The 16,478-nt window shown below is 62.6% G+C and carries 12 protein-coding genes, 1 other RNA gene and 1 pseudogene; 5 read left to right on the plus strand and 9 right to left on the minus strand.

Annotated elements, in window-relative coordinates:
* Positions 1-35: 35 nt before the first annotated feature.
* Positions 36-2,177, minus strand: coding sequence for a DNA polymerase III subunit gamma/tau (dnaX, locus tag N5J71_RS07960; RefSeq protein ID WP_279916641.1), 2,142 nt, complete (start codon positions 2,175-2,177; stop codon positions 36-38).
* 462 nt (positions 2,178-2,639) lie between these two features.
* On the opposite strand from dnaX, the gene N5J71_RS07965 reads away from it, so the two are divergent.
* Entirely contained in the window at positions 2,640-2,861 is a 222-nt protein-coding gene (locus N5J71_RS07965; protein WP_003460929.1) for a hypothetical protein, read from the plus strand.
* Positions 2,862-2,915: 54 nt separating this feature from the next.
* Positions 2,916-3,203 (plus strand): DUF3509 domain-containing protein, encoded by a 288-nt coding sequence (locus tag N5J71_RS07970; protein ID WP_003460928.1) that lies wholly within the window; start codon positions 2,916-2,918, stop codon positions 3,201-3,203.
* A 125-nt stretch (positions 3,204-3,328) separates the two neighbouring features.
* On the opposite strand, the gene ffs is transcribed toward N5J71_RS07970, so the two are convergent.
* Both ffs and N5J71_RS07980 read right to left on the minus strand, forming a co-directional pair.
* Positions 3,329-3,424: signal recognition particle sRNA small type (gene ffs / locus N5J71_RS07975), an RNA gene on the minus strand.
* Between the two features lie 480 nt (positions 3,425-3,904).
* A pseudogene (locus tag N5J71_RS07980) lies at positions 3,905-4,300 on the minus strand (transposase).
* Between the two features lie 155 nt (positions 4,301-4,455).
* Between N5J71_RS07980 and pcrP the strand changes: the two are divergent.
* Complete coding sequence (pcrP, locus tag N5J71_RS07985) at positions 4,456-5,172, plus strand: HAD superfamily inactivated hydrolase PcrP (RefSeq protein ID WP_003460926.1); 717 nt, start codon at positions 4,456-4,458, stop codon at positions 5,170-5,172.
* A gap of 116 nt (positions 5,173-5,288) precedes the next feature.
* Entirely contained in the window at positions 5,289-5,555 is a 267-nt protein-coding gene (locus N5J71_RS07990) for a DUF4404 family protein (RefSeq protein ID WP_003460925.1), read from the plus strand.
* A 207-nt stretch (positions 5,556-5,762) separates the two neighbouring features.
* Here N5J71_RS07990 and queF read toward each other — a convergent pair whose 3' ends face one another.
* The 6 genes from queF to N5J71_RS08020 all read right to left on the minus strand — a co-directional run bounded on the left by queF (position 5,763) and on the right by N5J71_RS08020 (position 13,703).
* Positions 5,763-6,593 (minus strand): NADPH-dependent 7-cyano-7-deazaguanine reductase QueF, encoded by an 831-nt coding sequence (gene queF, locus N5J71_RS07995; protein ID WP_074860887.1) that lies wholly within the window; start codon positions 6,591-6,593, stop codon positions 5,763-5,765.
* 221 nt (positions 6,594-6,814) lie between these two features.
* Positions 6,815-9,883, minus strand: coding sequence for an efflux RND transporter permease subunit (locus tag N5J71_RS08000; RefSeq protein ID WP_108234974.1), 3,069 nt, complete (start codon positions 9,881-9,883; stop codon positions 6,815-6,817).
* Positions 9,880-10,902 carry an efflux RND transporter periplasmic adaptor subunit gene (locus N5J71_RS08005; protein WP_003460922.1) on the minus strand — a complete coding sequence of 341 codons (1,023 nt, stop codon included), beginning with the start codon at positions 10,900-10,902 and terminating at the stop codon, positions 9,880-9,882. Before N5J71_RS08005 ends, N5J71_RS08000 begins: the two co-directional genes overlap by 4 nt.
* A gap of 260 nt (positions 10,903-11,162) precedes the next feature.
* Entirely contained in the window at positions 11,163-11,957 is a 795-nt protein-coding gene (locus tag N5J71_RS08010; protein ID WP_074860880.1) for an ABC transporter permease, read from the minus strand.
* The gene (locus N5J71_RS08015; RefSeq protein WP_090337548.1) at positions 11,954-12,886 is read right to left on the minus strand and encodes an ABC transporter ATP-binding protein; all 933 of its coding nucleotides are present in this window, start codon (positions 12,884-12,886) and stop codon (positions 11,954-11,956) included. Before N5J71_RS08015 ends, N5J71_RS08010 begins: the two co-directional genes overlap by 4 nt.
* Before the next feature lie 154 nt (positions 12,887-13,040).
* On the minus strand, positions 13,041-13,703 hold the full coding sequence (locus N5J71_RS08020) for a transglutaminase-like domain-containing protein (protein WP_090337546.1): 663 nt from the start codon (positions 13,701-13,703) through the stop codon (positions 13,041-13,043).
* 215 nt (positions 13,704-13,918) lie between these two features.
* Here N5J71_RS08020 and N5J71_RS08025 point away from each other — a divergent pair, with 215 nt between their 5' ends.
* Entirely contained in the window at positions 13,919-16,366 is a 2,448-nt protein-coding gene (locus N5J71_RS08025) for an acyl-CoA dehydrogenase (RefSeq protein ID WP_074860874.1), read from the plus strand.
* Positions 16,367-16,478: the final 112 nt, after the last annotated feature.

A 16,478-nucleotide genomic window follows, 5' to 3' on the forward strand; every position in this document is an offset into this window, starting at 1 on the left:
GTGTTCGGGGTTAAACAAGTCGTTGAAACGACCGGTTAGCTGGGAGTATCGATAGGTTCGATGCTGTCGTCGCGCACCTTGGCGGAGAACTGTTGAATCATCTGCTGCACCAGTGGATCGGCATGGATCGACGCTTCAGCGCTGCGCTGGCGCTCGGCACGACGACGGGCTGCCGCCTGTGCCGGAGTTTCCTGCTCGGGCTTGCACAGCTCGATGCGCAGTCTGATGCTACGACCCTGCTGCTGGTTCAGCGCCTCATTAAGACGGCGCTGCTGGGTCGGGTTGAACAGCGCACTGTGCGCCGGGTCCAGGTGCAACAGCCAGTCATCGCCGTTGGCTTCGATGAGCGTACAGTTGGCCGCAATGCTGCCGGTCATGCCACCCAAACCCAACTGGGGGAACAACGACAACCATTCCGCCGCCAGACCGGTAGCCGGCTGGGCGGCCGGCAGGGGTTCTTCGATCGTCGGCATAACGGCTTCAGGCTGGCCAAAGTCGTAGTCGAGCGTTTCGGCATCCATTTCGACATAGTCGTAGTCACCGGGTGGCGGCTCGTCATCATTGCCGTCCGTATCGGCCATGGGCTGCACGATTTCGCTCGCCATGGGTGCAACCACAGGCGCTGCGGCTGACTCAGCCGCCACAACGGGTGCGGCCACAGCTGGCTCGGTAATGGCAACAGGCTGAGCGGGCACCACAACCTTCTCGGATACCTCGGCCGTGTCCCATGGCACATCGACGACTGCTGCCGCCTCAGGAGCGGCAGGCTCGGGCTCGGGCTCGGGCTCGGGCTCGGGCTCGGGCTCGGGCTCGGGCTCGGGCTCGGGCTCGGGTGACAGGCTGGCGGCTGGCGCCACAGGGATGTCAACCACAGGCGCCGGTTCGGCTACGGCTGGCTCTGAGAGCGCAGCGGCGACGGACAGGCTGGACTCGACGAGAGCTGGAGCGGCGGATAGCGGCACCTCCGCACTTGCCGGCACAGAAACCATGGGAGCCGACATAGCGCTGCCGGCCACTGGGCTTTGTTGGGGGTCAGCAGTGGCCTGGCTGATCCCCAAGGGCTTTAGCGTGACCTTGGGCGCATCGTCGGCGCCCGCCGGGCGGAAAGCCAGCATGCGCAGCAGCACCATTTCGAAACCACCGCGCGGATCCGGCGCCAGCGGCAGGTCGCGGCGGCCGATCAGCCCCATCTGATAATAAAACTGCACATCTTCAGCCGGCAGCGCCTGGGCCAACTGTAGTACGCGCTCACGGTCGCCCTGGCCATTGTCCACGGCTTCTGGCAGCGCCTGAGCGATGGCCACGCGATGCAACACGTTGAGCATTTCCGCCAGCACGCCATTCCAGTCCGGCCCCTGCTCGGCGAGATGCCGCACCGCCTCGATCAGCGCCCGCGCATCGCCTTCGATCAGGGCATGCAACACGCCGTAAACCTGACCATGATCGAGCGTGCCGAGCATGGCGCGCACATCAGCCGCCAGCACCTTGCCTTCACCAAAGGCGATGGCTTGGTCGGTCAGGCTCATGGCGTCGCGCATCGAACCGTCGGCCGCACGGCCGAGCAGCCACAGGGCGTCATTCTCGAACGGCACGTTCTCGGCAGTCAGCACATGGGTCAGGTGCTCGACCACCCGCTCCGGCGGCATGTTCTTCAGCGAGAACTGCAGGCAGCGCGACAGCACGGTGACCGGTAACTTCTGCGGATCGGTAGTCGCGAGGAGGAATTTGACGTGGGGCGGCGGCTCTTCCAGGGTCTTCAACAGGGCGTTGAAGGAGCTGGTGGAGAGCATGTGCACTTCGTCGATCAGGTAGACCTTGAAGCGTCCGCGACTCGGGGAGTACTGCACGTTATCGAGCAGTTCACGGGTGTCTTCGACCTTGGTGCGGCTGGCGGCATCCACTTCAATGAGGTCGACGAAACGCCCCTCATCGATCTCCCGGCACACCGAGCAGGTGCCGCAGGGCGTGGAACTGATGCCGGTTTCACAGTTCAGGCACTTGGCGATGATCCGCGCGATGGTGGTCTTGCCCACCCCGCGCGTGCCGGTAAACAGATAGGCGTGGTGCAGACGCTGGCTGTCCAGGGCATTGATCAGGGCTTTGAGCACATGGGTCTGGCCGACCATTTCGCGGAACGAGCGCGGACGCCATTTACGTGCAAGAACCTGATAACTCATGGAAAACCGTCATATGAGGAAAGCAAAAGTGGGCTAATGCTAGCGGAGCAACCAGCAAATTGCATCCGCCAACCGATACCCGCAGACGTCACAGAGGTGATCTGCAAATAGCGCTGTTCAATTCTTGAACAACGGCGTATAGTTCGAATTGTTCGTACCACGCTGCAAGTCAAAAAGGCCTTCGCGCCCCCTCGCTGGTTTCCCGGTTCAACGTCTAGCGCTGTTTCGCGCTACCGCCCTACCCGATCCCATCCGCTGACTGATCAGGCCGACTCGCCACTTACTGGCGCAGATCCTCCGCCTGCCTCCGACGTACCGACCACGCCTAAGAACCGTAACATTGGAACTTTATCGTGCTAACCAAGCTCCGATGGTTCGACATGCTATGGCCGCTTTTCGGCCAACCACATGGAGCTACACCACGCGCAACGAAGCGCACATGCTTTAAGGAAGTACCTAAGAATGAATGCTCAACATCAAATTCAGAAAGCCATCAGCACCCTGACTCACGCCTTCGCGCCGTTCGACTGCCGCATCCAGGCAACGCGCAAGGGCAGCTTCAGCTTCACCCTGGTCGACAAGACCGGTATCGCCCAGTACAGCCAGCGTCTTTACCCAGGCCAGTACAGCGACGAATCGCTGCAACAGGTGATCGAGCGTACCCGCCAGTCGCTCACTGCCTGAACTAAGTCATCATCCTGAGGTCGAAGGAGATCAACCATCAGGATGGAGTAGGACATGGAACTCACCAACCAACAGCTCGTCGATCACCTGTTCAATCCGTTGCGTGTCAGCTTCAGCTCACCGCGCCCGGACGGCAGCATCATCCTCGCCCTGCTCGACGAGAGCGACAGCACTGTCTACAGCCGCGTCCTGGCCAAGCCACAGATCAACGACCAGAATGCCTTCGCCCAAAGCCTGGAAGAAATCCGCCTGGAACTGGCTGTACGCGCCGGCAATATCCCAGCCGATCTGCGCAAGATGCTCAAGGAACAGGACAGCGTGTTGAATTACCGCATCGCCTGAACCTGCAAACAGCCGAAAGCCCGTGCCCAAAGCGCGGGCTTTTTATTGCGCACAGCAAAAACCGCCAGATGGGCGCTGAAGATATTGATATAGAAGGGTGCAAGGGCTTGGAAACTGGAGGTGGACCCTGCCAGCCACACCCCGGCACACAATGTTCCCGCTGTGGCTGCTCCCTTCCGGGATGCCCAGGTTAACGGGTAATCGTTGCGAGAGGCTTGGAGACCCCGCCATTCCTGACTTCTAGCGCTTTCTGCTCGTCGCACGACTATCAATCGGAGATCACATTCTATAGCGAGGCCTTTAGCCTTTGGGAGCGCTTTGGATCACCGTTTCGGATCACTTCTGGATCCCTTTAGGATCACCTGGCCACACCCCAACCGGCTTTTTTTTGACAAAAATGCGAGCCCCTATCCATCGAGCCGTCCCACTCGATTCCCCCAGTACCCACCTCTCCTCGCCTGAAAAACGGGGCACCCGCCCACCTAATGACTTGACTCAGCCGACACCCAAAATCCGGCTCGTCTCAGTAACGAGGAGGAACCACGCACTATGGAAAAACTGCAGGTATTCACACCAATCGCGATCCTCGCTGGATCTGTCTTGATAGCCCTCAAACGTCGCAGCCAGCGTAATAGACTTCAATGGTCACGCTTTGATCGTCTCGCAGACATCTACATACCGAAGCCCAGAAATGCACATCCTTATCCCGAGGATCGCTTCGCGTTACATACCCGAGGCAGGAGCCGTATGCGGTAGTTCCGCACGCACGGATCTGTGCGGGGGGCGGCAGGTAACTGCCGTCCCTGCCGCGACCCGACGAACCAGCGAAAAAGCAGGTTGTAGCCCAGTTGCTCCATGAGCATGCGCTCGCTGCGCAGCGAGTAGAACAGCTACAGCAATTGCGCCCGCATCAGCTTCTCCGGGGCAACCGAGGTGCGGCCGGTGTCGGCATACAAGGTGTCGAACAGAGCACTCATCCGTTGCAGGGCGGTGTTGGCCAGCTTGCGGATGGCGCGCAGGGGATGATTCACCGGCACGAAGTCATCGAGCTTGGCGACAGTGAACAGGGACTCCTGGGTGATATCGGCCCCAGGCATGGAAATCGAGGGCTCCGGCAGATTGGAGCCGATATCGTAAACCACACGTCGCAAAACCAGACAGGACGTGGGCGAATTTCAACAAGCTGCTAGCGGTCACATTACGGTCATCCGTCGGCGTTAAATTGGCCTAGGCCAATGCCACGGATGATCCCATGCCCTCCCCCTGCACCGCCCTGATCTTTCAACTGTCCGGCTGCCTGGTCGACTTCGGCGCTCGCACGCTACCTGTCGCGCTGCAGCGACTGCATCCCGAGCGCACAACCGCGAACCTGGCCGGTACCCCGCAACAGGCGCTGGATGCATGGTTAGGCAAGTCGGCAACCAGCACACAACTGCAGACGCTGCAACAGGCGCTGAGCGAGGTGGCCGGAGAGCATGCCGAACTGACCCCGGGTGCAGCACAATTGCTGCAAACCCTGCATGCGAACGGCACGCCCTGCGCCTGGCTGGATGACCTGCCAGCCGACGCCAGCCTGCGCCTGGCCGAAGCGCTGCCCACGCCCATCGAAGCGGTGCTGGCGCGTCAGACCAGGCCGTGGCCAGCGCCGGACAGTTGCTGGCAGGCATTGAGCCAGCTGGACGTCGAGCGCCTGGATGGCTGTGTTGTCGTCAGCGGTAATCCGCTATTGCTGCAAGCCGGGCTCAATGCCGGCTGCTGGACCATCGGCCTGGCGGCCTGCGGGGCACTGTGCGGCTACGCCCTGGCCGACTGGCAGGCACTGGGCGCGAGCGATCAGGAACACCTGCGCGCCGAGGCCACGCTGCAGCTCTATCGTCTGGGCGTGCACTCGGTGGTCGATCATCTGGGAGAAATCGAGGCCAGCCTGGACGATATCGGCGTGCGCCGGAGCAAGGGCGAAAAGCCCTGAGCCTTTGACTCTGATCAGGCAAAGCCGGCCCGCTTGGATTAACCTTCAGGTACGGGTTGAAAACTTCCAGCGCCGCTGGGGGTCAATGCCTAAGCTGATTCGATAAGGAGAACTCTATGCCAGCAAGCGACCTGCAGCAGCAACTGGAAGCCCTCCAGCAACACCTGGCCCAGGACACGCCGCTCAGCGAGGAAGAACGCGCATCGCTTTACCTGCTGACCCAGGAAATCGAAGTCCAATTGGCGCGTGAAGCCGCCTCAGCGCCTGACGCCACGCTGATCGATGGCGTCAATCTGGCGGTGGAACGTTTCGAGGCCAGCCACCCTACCCTCGCCGGCACCCTGCGCAACATCATGCAGAGCCTGGCCAATATGGGCATCTGAATGCCCTGCCCCCGGCTCAGGCCCGGCGTTTCAAGCAAAATGTCGACGCTTGGCCAATGCCACTTAGCCAAGCGTCGATGCATCGAACGTGTAGGAGCGGCGCCCCGCCGCGAACCTGAGCGGGGCTGACGCGAAAAGCTTCGCCCCGGGGCGGGGTTCCTACAAAGGCCGCATTGGCAGCATTGTCTAAGCGGCATTTTTCATGGGTTACTGGCGCGCCAGGCGGCCATTTTCCGGCGTGAGCGCCTCGGTGCTGCGATACGGATTGATGTCCAGCCCACCACGGCGCACGTAGCGCGCATAGACAGTCAGCGCCTGCGGCTGCAGCAGGCGTTGCAGATCGAGGAAGATGCGTTCGACGCACTGCTCGTGAAAATCCGCGTGCTGACGGAAGCTCACCAGATAGGCCAGCAGGCTGGCATGATCCAGCGCGGCACCGCGATACTCGACGACCAGGCTGCCCCAATCCGGCTGACCGGTAACCGGGCAGTTGGATTTGAGCAGATGACTGTGCAGGCTCTCCTCCACCACGCGATCGGCGTCGCAGCGCAGCAGCTCGGGTTGCGGGTGGTCGTACTGGCTGACGCTGATATCCAGTTCGTCTATGCACTGACCCGGCAGCGTCGCCACGCCTTCTTCAGCAACCTCAGTCAGCGAGCGCAAACGCACCGCCACTGGCTTGCCGGCCACCGTCGACAGATCGTGCACCAGCGTCGCTTGCAACTCATCCCAACTGGCGAAAGCCGACTGGTTCAGGGAATTGAGGTACAGCTTGAAGGACTTCGACTCGATGATGTTCGGCGAGTCTGCGGGGATGGCGAACTCACCGATGGCTACCACCGGTTTGCCGGACGGCAGCAGCCAGGACAACTCGTAGCAGTTCCAGTAATCCACACCCTGATACGGTAGGTTGGCGCCTTCGAGGCCCAGCTCTGCCCACTTGGTGGTGCGCGAGATGGGGAACAGCAGCTCTGGACTGTATTCGGCGATGTACTGGCTGGACTTGCCCAGCGGGGAATGTTCGGCGGGGTGCTGCATGGCGCGCAATCCAGGGTGGCGAAAAACCGCGCAAGTTTAACGGGTTGAGCGCCGCGTCGCACCCGCGAAGCACTACGCCAAGCACTTGTAGGAGCGAGCTCTGCTCGCGAATCGCCTTACAGCCAGCAGCTTCGCGAGCAGAGCTCGTTCCAACAAAAATAGTAGCCCAGTGAACTGTGAGAGGCTGCAAAAGCTCGCCGCTAAAGCGCCTCCTACAGGATTCAGACCGCCACCGGCTCCTCCTCTATCTTGAGCAGTGGCGCCCAGCGCCTCAGCAGCAGGTACAGCGTCGGAATCACGTAGAGGGTGAAGAAGGTGCCGACCAGCAACCCGCCGACGATCACCAGGCCGATCTGCTGGCGGCTTTCCGCGCCGGCTCCGCTGGCGATGGCCAGCGGCAGCGAACCCAGCACCATGGCGCCGGTGGTCATCAGGATCGGCCGCAGGCGCTGCACCGAGGCCTCGATCACCGCCTCGCGCAGGGCCTTGCCCTCGCGCAGCAGGTGGTTGGCGAACTCGACGATAAGGATGCCGTGCTTGGTGATCAGGCCAATCAGGGTCACCAGGCCGATTTGCGAGTAGATATTCCAGGTGCCGCCGAACAGCTTCAACGCCAGCAAGGCCCCGGCCATCGACAAGGGCACACTGAACAGAATGATCAGCGGGTCACTGAAACTCTCGAACTGCGCCGCCAGCACCAGGAAAATGAAGGCCAGGGCCAGGGCGAAGATCAGCAGGATGCCCGAACTGGATTCCTTGAAATCACGCGACGTGCCGGTGTAGTCGTACTGCGTCTCCGGCGGGAACACCTCGCGCGCCACACTTTCCAGGTGATTGAGCGCCTCGCCCAGGGTGTAACCCGTACCGACGTTGGCGCTGATAGTCACAGCACGCAGCTGGTTGAAATGATTGAGCTCGCGCGGCGCCACGGTCTCACGCACCTCGATCAGGTTAGACAGCTGCACCATGCCACCGTCGCGGTCACGCACGTAGACGCGATCCAGATCCTGCGGGTTGCTGCGGTCGACGTCCTGCAACTGCACCAGCACGTCATACTGCTCGCCATTCTGCTTGAAGCGGGTCACCTGACGACTGCCGAACAGACTTTCCAGGCTGCGGCCGATCACCGACACATCGGTGCCAACGGCAGCGGCCTGCTCACGGTTGACGGTAATCTGCAACTGCGGCGAGTTGAGCTTGAGGTCGCTGTCCAGGCCCTCGACCCCCGGATAGTCGCGCATGCGCTCCATCAGTTGATCGACGTAACCCTGCAGTTCGGTGTACTCCATGGACGAGCGCACGACGAAGTTGATCGGCTGGTTACGCGCACTCTGCCCCAGCGGCGGGCGGTTGACCGGAGTGACGCGCATACCGGCGATATCCTGCAACTGCGGCAGCAACTCGTTGCGAATCTCGAACTGGTTACGCGAACGATCGCCCCAGTCCTCCAGCTTCATGAAGGAAATGCCCTGGGCCACGGTCGGAAAACCCGCAATGACCAGATAGCGATTGGTCTCGGGAATGCTCGCGTAAGCGGCCTCGACCTCACGGGCGTAGCGCGCCGTGTAATCGATGGTGGCACCGTCCGGGCCATTGAACACGCCGACGATGGTGCCGGTGTCCTCGGTTGGCGCCAGCTCGGAGCGCAGGCCGCCGAACAGCCAGGCACACAGCACGAAAGCCCCCAGCAGTACAGCGAGCACCAGCGGCCAGGCGCGCAGGGCGCGATCCAGGCTGTGCTTGTAGCTGTAGGTCAGGCCGTTGAGGAAACCTTCGATCAGGTTGTACACGCGACCATGGCGCTGCTCGTGCGAGTGAGGTTTGAGCATCACCGCGCACATCATCGGCGTCAGCGTCAGGGCAACGAAGCCGGAGACCAGTACCGAGCCAGCCAGAGTCCAGGCGAACTCGGTGAACAGCTTGCCGGTAGTCCCCTGCATGAAGCCGATGGGGGCGAACACGGCAGCCAGGGTCAGGGTCATGGCGATCACCGCGAAGGCGATCTCGCGGCTGCCCTTGAAGGCCGCCTGCATGGGTTTCATCCCGGCCTCGATATGGCGATGGATGTTTTCCAGCATGACGATGGCGTCGTCCACCACCAGACCGATGGCCAGCACCATGGCCAGCAGGGTCAGGGTGTTGATGGTGAAGCCCATCAGCGACATCAGGGCGAAGGCGCCGATAAGCGACACCGGAATGGTCACCAACGGGATCAGCGTCGCGCGCAACGAGCGCAGGAAGATGAAGATGATCAGAATGACCAGCGCCACGGCTTCCCAGATGGTGGTGAAGACGTTGTCGATGGATTCGCGGATGAACTGCGAGTTGTCGTTGGCCACGGTCATGTTCATGCCGTCGGGCAACAAGGCCTGAACGTCATCCCAGGCCGCCTCGAGCCCGTCGGAGATATCCAGCGGGTTGGCCGTGGCCTGTTTGACCAGGCCCAGGGTTACAGCCGGCAGACCGTTGAAGCGCACCACGGTGCGCTCGTCGCGCGGCCCCACTTCGGCGCGGCCAACATCGGACAGGCGCAGCAGATAGCCTTGCGAATCATCGAGAATCAGCTCGTTGAACTGCTCCGGCGTGCGCATATCGGTTTCCGACAGCACGCTGAACTCGCGCTCGCGCGACTCGATGCGCCCGGCCGGGATTTCCACGTTCTGCCGGCGCAGGGCATCTTCCACGTCCTGCACGGTGAGGTTGTGTGCGGCGAGCTTCTCCGGATCGAGCCAGATACGCATGGAGAAGGTTCGGGCGCCACGCACCTGCACTTCGGAGACGCCGGGAATGGTCTGCAGGCGATCCTTGATCACCCGTTCCAGCAGGTCGGTGATCTCCATGGCGCTGTGCTGCTGGCTGTGAAAGGCGATCCACACCACCGGCTGGGCATCGGCCTCGACCTTCTGCACGATGGGTTCGTCCACCTCATCCGGCAGCAGGTTGCGCACCCGCCCCAGGCGGTCACGCACGTCGTTGGCCGCCTCGTCGGCGCTGCGGCCGAGGCGGAACTGTGCGGTGATCTGGGTGTTTTCCGCGCGACTGATGGAGGTGACGAAGTCCAGCCCCTCGATGCCGGAGAGTACGTCCTCCACCGGCTGCGCCACCTGCGACTCCATGATCTCCGGGCTGGCCCCTGGATAGGTGACCTGCACGGTGACGATGGGCACGTCGATATTGGGGTATTCACGCACATTGAGGCACTCGTAAGCCATCAGCCCCAGCAGCACCACGATCAGCGACAGAACAGTGGCGAATACCGGCCGGCGAATGCAGACGTCGGAAAGTGTCACGGCTGGCGCTCCCCGCTCTTGGTGCGTACGGCCAGCCCTTCGCGCACACGCTGCCAACCGGCACTGATGATGGTTTCGTCGCCCTGCAGGCCTTCACGCACCTCGACCAGGCCGTCGAATCGCTTGCCCAGCGTCACCTCACGGCGCTCGACCTGGCCATCGACCACCAGGTTGACCAGCAACTTGTCGCCCTGCGGCATCACCGCCTCTTCCGGGATAACCAGCGCATTGGGCCGCTCTTCGAGAATCACCGAAACGCGGACGAACTGTCCGGGACGCAGGCGGCGGTCATCGTTGCCGATATGCGCGCGGATCGCCTGGCTGCGCCCGGCCTCGTCGAGGCGCGGGTTGATGGCGTAGATCTCGCCACGAAAGCGTTCGCCCGGGTAGGTATCGAGGGTGATTTCCACGGTCTGGCCGAGGCGCACCTGGGCCACGGCCTTCTGCGGAATACGGAAGTCGACCTTGAGCGGGTCAAGCACCTCCAGGTTGACGATGTTCTGCCCGGCACTGAGGTAGTCACCGACGCTGGCCTGGCGCAGGCCGAGCGTGCCGTCATGAGGCGCCTTGATCTGGGTCTTGTCGAGCCGCGCCTGGGCCAGGGACTGACTGGCACGCGCGGCCTGCAGCTGGCTCTGCGCCTCGTCCAGCGCCTGGGCGTTGCTCGCACCACGCTGAAACAGCATCTGCGCACGCTGGTGGTTTTTCTCGGCCAGATCAAGATTGGCCCGCGCCTGGGCGAATTCGGCGCGGGCAATCGCATCATCGAGGCTGATCAGCAGGTCGCCAGCGGTCACCGCCTGGCCCTCGCGAAAATGCAGGGTGGCCAGGCGCCCTTCCACTTCCGGGCGAATCATCACCGACTCGTCGGAGCGTAGCGAACCGAAGGTGATCAGCTCGTCACGCACCTCCATTTGCCGTACCGGCACGATCTCGACCATTGGCCCTTCGGCAGCCAGCGCAGGTGTCGTGAACAAGCCCAGACACAGCCATGGAAGAGCACGCAACAGCACGGTCATGATCAGCCCCTTTTTCTTGGTAGAGGCGGAGTCTAACCGGCTGCTGCATTACTGACAGGGACGCAAGTTATTTCGCTATGTTTTTTCGGTCGTCGCCACATTCTGTAGGAGCGGCTTTAGCCGCGAGCACTCAAGCGCAGCCCGGATGAAATCCGGGGAGCACAGCAGCCATCCCCCGGATTGCATGCGTGCTACACATTAACGTTTAGGCGCGGTGGCGCCGCGAGAATCGCGGATAAATCCTACATGAGCGGCAAACGTCACTGACGCATGCCACGACCGCTGACCAGCAGACGGATGCACAGGGTATAGAGCACAGCGGTGGCCAGCAGCATGAAGCCGACTGCCACGCCGATACGGATGTCGGACACCCCGAGAATGCCGTAACGGAAGGCGTTGACCATGTGCAGGATCGGGTTGCCCAGCGACACCGTCTGCCAGAACGGCGGCAACAGGGTGATGGAGTAGAACACCCCGCCCAGGTAGGTCAGCGGCGTCAGCACGAAGGTCGGGATGATCGAAATGTCGTCGAAGTTGCGCGCATACACCGCGTTGACGAAGCCACCAAGGGAGAAGATGGTCGCCGTCAGCAGCACCACCAGCACAGTAACACCCAGGTGATGCACCTGCAGGTGGGTGAAGAACAACGACAGCAGGGTGACGATGAAGCCCACCGCCAGCCCGCGCAGCACGCCACCGACGACGAAACCGATGAGGATGGTATGCGGTGACACCGGCGACACCAGCAACTCCTCGACGTTGCGCTGGAACTTGCTGCCGAAGAAGCTCGACACCACGTTGCCGTAGCTGTTGGTGATCACCGACATCATGATCAGCCCCGGCACGATGTACTCCATGTAGCTGAAGCCACCCATGTCGCCGATCTGCCGGCCGATCAGGTTACCGAAGATGACGAAGTACAACACCATGGTGATTGCCGGCGGCAGCAGCGTCTGCGGCCAGATACGCAGGAAACGGCGCACCTCACGGTGAACGATGGTGCGCAGGGCCACCAGATTGGCGGCGAACTCGCTGTTAAGGTACTGAGAAGTCATTGCGCCACCTTGGCCAGGTTCTTTTCCACCAGAGAGACGAACAGCTCCTCCAGGCGATTGCTCTTGTTACGCAGGCTGAGTACCTCGACCTGCTGCTGCGCCAGCTGCTGGAACAGTGCATTGAGGCCCTGGCTCTTCTCCACCTGCACCTCCAGGGTGTGGTGGTCGACCAGGCGCACCGGATAACCGCTCAGGTTAGGCGCCTCGCTATAGGAATCCTTGAGGTCGAGCAGGAAGGTCTCGACATGCAGCTTCTTCAACAGATCCTTCATGCTGCTCAGCTCGACGATACGGCCGTGGTCGATGATGCCGATGTTGCGACAGAGCTGCTCGGCCTCCTCCAGGTAGTGGGTGGTCAGAATGATGGTGGTGCCCTGCTTGTTCAGCTCGGTGAGGAAGCTCCACATCGAACGGCGCAGCTCGATATCCACCCCGGCAGTCGGTTCATCGAGGATCAGCAGGCGAGGCTGGTGCACCAGAGCGCGGGCGATCATCAGGCGGCGCTTCATGCCACCGGACAGCTCGCGTGAAGCCACGTCGCGCTTGTCCCACAGGCCGAGCTGGGTCAGGTACTGCTCGGCGCGCTCCTTGGCGATCGAGCGCGGAATACCGTAGTAGCCGGCCTGGGTGACGACGATGTCGAACACCTTCTCGAACTGGTTGAAGTTGAACTCCTGCGGCACCACGCCCAGGCAGCGCTTGAGCGCATAAGGCTCGCGGTCGAGGTCATGGCCGAACACGCTGACCGTGCCGCCACTCTTGTTCACCAGCGTGGAGAGCACACCGATGGTGGTGGATTTGCCGGCACCGTTGGGGCCGAGCAAGGCGAAGAAATCCCCTTCGGCGACGTCCAGATCGATGCCGTGCAGGGCCTGGAAGCCGTTTCCGTAGGTCTTGGTCAACTGGCGAATGGTCAGGGCGGAGCTCATGAAGATGGGATTTCCCGCGCGAGAGTGAGGTGGTTATAGATGAGGGCGGACACCGGCGATTGCAACCTGGTGTTTCATCCGCTCCTCACTGGCATGCACCCTACCGACCCTGGCGCGCAGAGAAAAGGCCATCCTGGCGATCTTGATTATCGACTCAGTCGATAACACTGGCCTCGCGCTGCATATCACCACCGAGCTGCAGCGCCCCGGACTCGAACAGATGCGGGTAGCAGCCGCGCAGGTGATCAAAGAATAGTTGCTCCGGCAGATCCTCGAACTGACCGTGGTCGACCAGGTACTCCATGTAGCGCTCACCCTGGTCGTTGTAGGGGTGGAAGACGCTGTCATGCACGCCGTCGAACTCCAGCGGCGCCACCTTGAACACCCGGCATAGCGCCTCGTTGAACGCCGGCGTGGCCTTGACCCAGCGCCCGTCCAGATACAGTTCGGTGTAGCCATGCATGGCGAACACCTCGCTGCGCAGCAGTTCCAGCAGGCGCGGCGTGGACAGGTGATTGCGCACATCGGCCAAACCGATACGCGCGGGAATCCCACAATGCCGGGCACAGGCAGCGAGCAGATTAGCCTTGGGCACGCAGTAGGACTCACCGGCCGCCAATGCATGACTGGCCTTCAATGTCTGCGCATCGAGGCTGAAGGCATAGGGGTTGTAGCGAACCTCGTCACGCACCGCCAGATACAGGGCCACGGCCTGACTGGTCGGTTCTCGTGACGCACCACGCCAACGTTCGGCGAACTCGACTACCGCGCGATGGTCACTGTCAATGAAGCGGACGGGACGTAGACAGTTCTGCATGGCGAGGGCTCCTGAAGTTTGCTTCAGTCTAATCCCGTCAATTGCGCCACCTTGACGACGATCCGGCCAAGCTCACCGCCCCTGCCGCCATTTATGGCCCGCCATCCCTGGCTGCCACCCTGCGGGTCGGCGCTACGCGACGTTAAAAATGGCTCCCGGCCATTTTTTATGGCTATGCTCGGGGCGTCGCCCGCTCGAATCATGGAGGAATGCACATGCTCGCCATCTGGTTGTTGGTTCTGCTGCTCGGGGTCGCCTACCTGGCCCATAGCCGTACCGCCGCCCTACCCGCCCTCGGCATCACCGCAGCCTATCTGGTGGCCATGGCGCTGTTCAGCCCGGTACCGGGCTGGTTGCAACTGCTGCTGTGGATTGTCACCGGCGCCGTCGCCTCGTTCATCCTGCTCGGCGATCTGCGCCGGCAACTGTTCACCAGCCCGCTGTTCGCCTGGTTCCAGCGCGTACTGCCGCCGATGTCGGCGACCGAGCGCGACGCTATCGAAGCCGGCACGGTGTGGTGGGATGGCGAGCTGTTCAGCGGCAAACCCGACTGGGACAAGCTGCTGGCCTACCCCAAAGCCAAGCTGAGCGAAGAGGAACAGGCGTTCATCGACGGCCCCACCGAAGAACTCTGCGCGATGATCAGCGACTGGCAGGTCGGCCAGCAGATGGATCTGCCGGAGAAAGCCTGGGAGCACATCAAGCAGCATGGCTTCTTCGCCCTGATCATTCCCAAGGAGTACGGCGGCAAGGGCTTCTCTGCCTACGCCCACTCGCAGGTGGCGATGAAGCTGGCGACCCGCAGCGGCGACCTGGCCTCCACCGTGATGGTGCCCAACTCCCTCGGCCCGGCCGAACTGCTACTGCATTACGGCACCGATGAGCAGCGCCAGCACTACCTGCCGCGCCTGGCGCGCGGCGATGACATTCCCTGCTTCGCCCTCACCGGCCCGCTGGCCGGCTCCGACGCCGGCGCCATACCGGACACCGGGATCATCTGCAAAGGGCAGTACAACGGCAAGGAAGTGATCGGCCTGCGCCTGAACTGGGAAAAGCGCTACATCACCCTCGGCCCGGTGGCCACCCTGCTCGGCCTGGCCTTCAAGGCCTACGACCCGGATCACCTGCTCGGCGACAAGGAAGACCTCGGCATCAGCCTGGCGCTGATCCCCACCGACACCCCCGGCGTGGAAATCGGCCGCCGCCACCTGCCACTGGGCGCTGCCTTCATGAACGGGCCGAACTCGGGCAAGGACGTGTTCATTCCACTCGACTACTTGATCGGCGGCCAGGAGTACCTGGGCAAGGGCTGGATGATGCTGATGAACTGCCTGTCGGTCGGCCGCTCCATCTCCCTGCCCGCAGTCGGCACCGGCGCGGCCAAGTTCACCAGTCTCGCCACCGGCCAGTACGCCCAGTTGCGTGAGCAGTTCAACGTGCCGTTGGCCGCTTTCGAGGGCATCCAGGAGGCCCTGGCGCGCATCGGCGGCAACGCCTGGCTGATGGACAGCGCGCGCATCCTCACTGCCAACGCCGTCGACCTGGGCGAGAAACCCTCGGTGCTGTCGGCGATCCTCAAGTACCATCTCACCGAACGCGGTCGCGAGTGCATCGGCCACGCCATGGACGTGCACGGCGGCAAGGGCATCATCATGGGCCCGAACAACTACCTGGCCCGCTCCTGGCAGGGAGCACCGATTTTCATCACCGTCGAGGGCGCCAACATCCTCTCGCGCAACCTGATGATTTTCGGCCAGGGCGCCATCCGCTGCCATCCCTACGTGCTCAAGGAAATGGCCCTGGCCGACCGCGAGGACAAGGATCAGGCACTGTCCGAGTTCGACACACTGCTGATGAGCCATATCGGTTTCGCCGTCGGCAACGCCGCCAGCAGCTTCCTCTTGGGGCTGACCCTGAACCGCCTGGGCCAGGTACCCGGCGACGATCTCAGCCAGCCCTACTACCGCGCCCTCAATCGTCTGGCAGCAGCCTTCGCCCTGTGCGCCGACAGCAGCATGATGCTGCTCGGCGGCGACCTGAAACGCCGCGAGCGCCTGTCCGCCCGCCTCGGCGATGTGCTCAGCCACCTCTACCTGGGTTCGGCCGCACTCAAGCGCTACCACGACCTGGACTACCCGGAAGCGATTCGTCCGCTGCTGCGCTGGGCCATGGAGGAAAACCTCTACCACGCCGAACAAGCGCTGGATGACCTGCTGAGCAACTTCCCCAACCGCCTGTTCGGCTGCCTGCTCAAAGTACTGGTGTTCCCTCTGGGCCGCCGCCACCAGGGCCCGAGCGACGCACTGGACGCCGAAGTGGCGGCAATCATCGGCCGCCAAGCCGGCGATCCTGCTCTGGAGTCGGTGCTGGAAGGTTGCTACCGCCCGCAGGCCGATCAGGATTCGGTGGGCGCCCTGCAGCATGCGCTGAACCTGGTGCAGGCCAGCCAGGACGCTCGCAAGCGCCTGCATCAGGCGCTCAAGGACGGCAGCCTGCAACCAGCGCCGGGCCAGGACACCATCGAAGCGGCGATCGCTGCCGGCATCCTCGACGGCGAACAGGGCCAGCGCCTGCAAGCGGCCGAGGCGGCTCGGCGTCGAGTGATTGACGTCGACGACTTCGCCAAGGAAGAGCTCACGCTGGAGAGCGGCAAGGTACGCTGACTCGAGCCGCCTGTGGGAGGGGCTTTAGCCGCGAGCTTCATGCGTCGCGACTACGACTGCAGGGATGCAGGAGGTAGAGCGAAGCAGGATGCCCGAGCCGAAAGCTCCTCCC

Source organism: Ectopseudomonas oleovorans (assembly GCF_029845265.1).
Classification (GTDB): Bacteria; Pseudomonadota; Gammaproteobacteria; order Pseudomonadales; family Pseudomonadaceae; genus Aquipseudomonas; species Aquipseudomonas oleovorans.

Bases quoted from the DNA above. Each gene is read 5' to 3' on its own strand.
- N5J71_RS08005 (WP_003460922.1), bottom strand. From the start codon at position 10,902: ATGACCGTGCTGTTGCGTGCTCTTCCATGGCTGTGTCTGGGCTTGTTC.
- N5J71_RS08020 (WP_090337546.1), bottom strand. From the start codon at position 13,703: ATGCAGAACTGTCTACGTCCCGTCCGCTTCATTGACAGTGACCATCGC.
- N5J71_RS08010 (WP_074860880.1), bottom strand. From the start codon at position 11,957: ATGACTTCTCAGTACCTTAACAGCGAGTTCGCCGCCAATCTGGTGGCC.
- dnaX (WP_279916641.1), bottom strand. From the start codon at position 2,177: ATGAGTTATCAGGTTCTTGCACGTAAATGGCGTCCGCGCTCGTTCCGC.
- queF (WP_074860887.1), bottom strand. From the start codon at position 6,593: ATGCAGCACCCCGCCGAACATTCCCCGCTGGGCAAGTCCAGCCAGTAC.
- N5J71_RS08015 (WP_090337548.1), bottom strand. From the start codon at position 12,886: ATGAGCTCCGCCCTGACCATTCGCCAGTTGACCAAGACCTACGGAAAC.
- pcrP (WP_003460926.1), top strand. From the start codon at position 4,456: ATGCCCTCCCCCTGCACCGCCCTGATCTTTCAACTGTCCGGCTGCCTG.
- N5J71_RS08025 (WP_074860874.1), top strand. From the start codon at position 13,919: ATGCTCGCCATCTGGTTGTTGGTTCTGCTGCTCGGGGTCGCCTACCTG.
- N5J71_RS07970 (WP_003460928.1), top strand. From the start codon at position 2,916: ATGGAACTCACCAACCAACAGCTCGTCGATCACCTGTTCAATCCGTTG.
- N5J71_RS07965 (WP_003460929.1), top strand. From the start codon at position 2,640: ATGAATGCTCAACATCAAATTCAGAAAGCCATCAGCACCCTGACTCAC.
- N5J71_RS07990 (WP_003460925.1), top strand. From the start codon at position 5,289: ATGCCAGCAAGCGACCTGCAGCAGCAACTGGAAGCCCTCCAGCAACAC.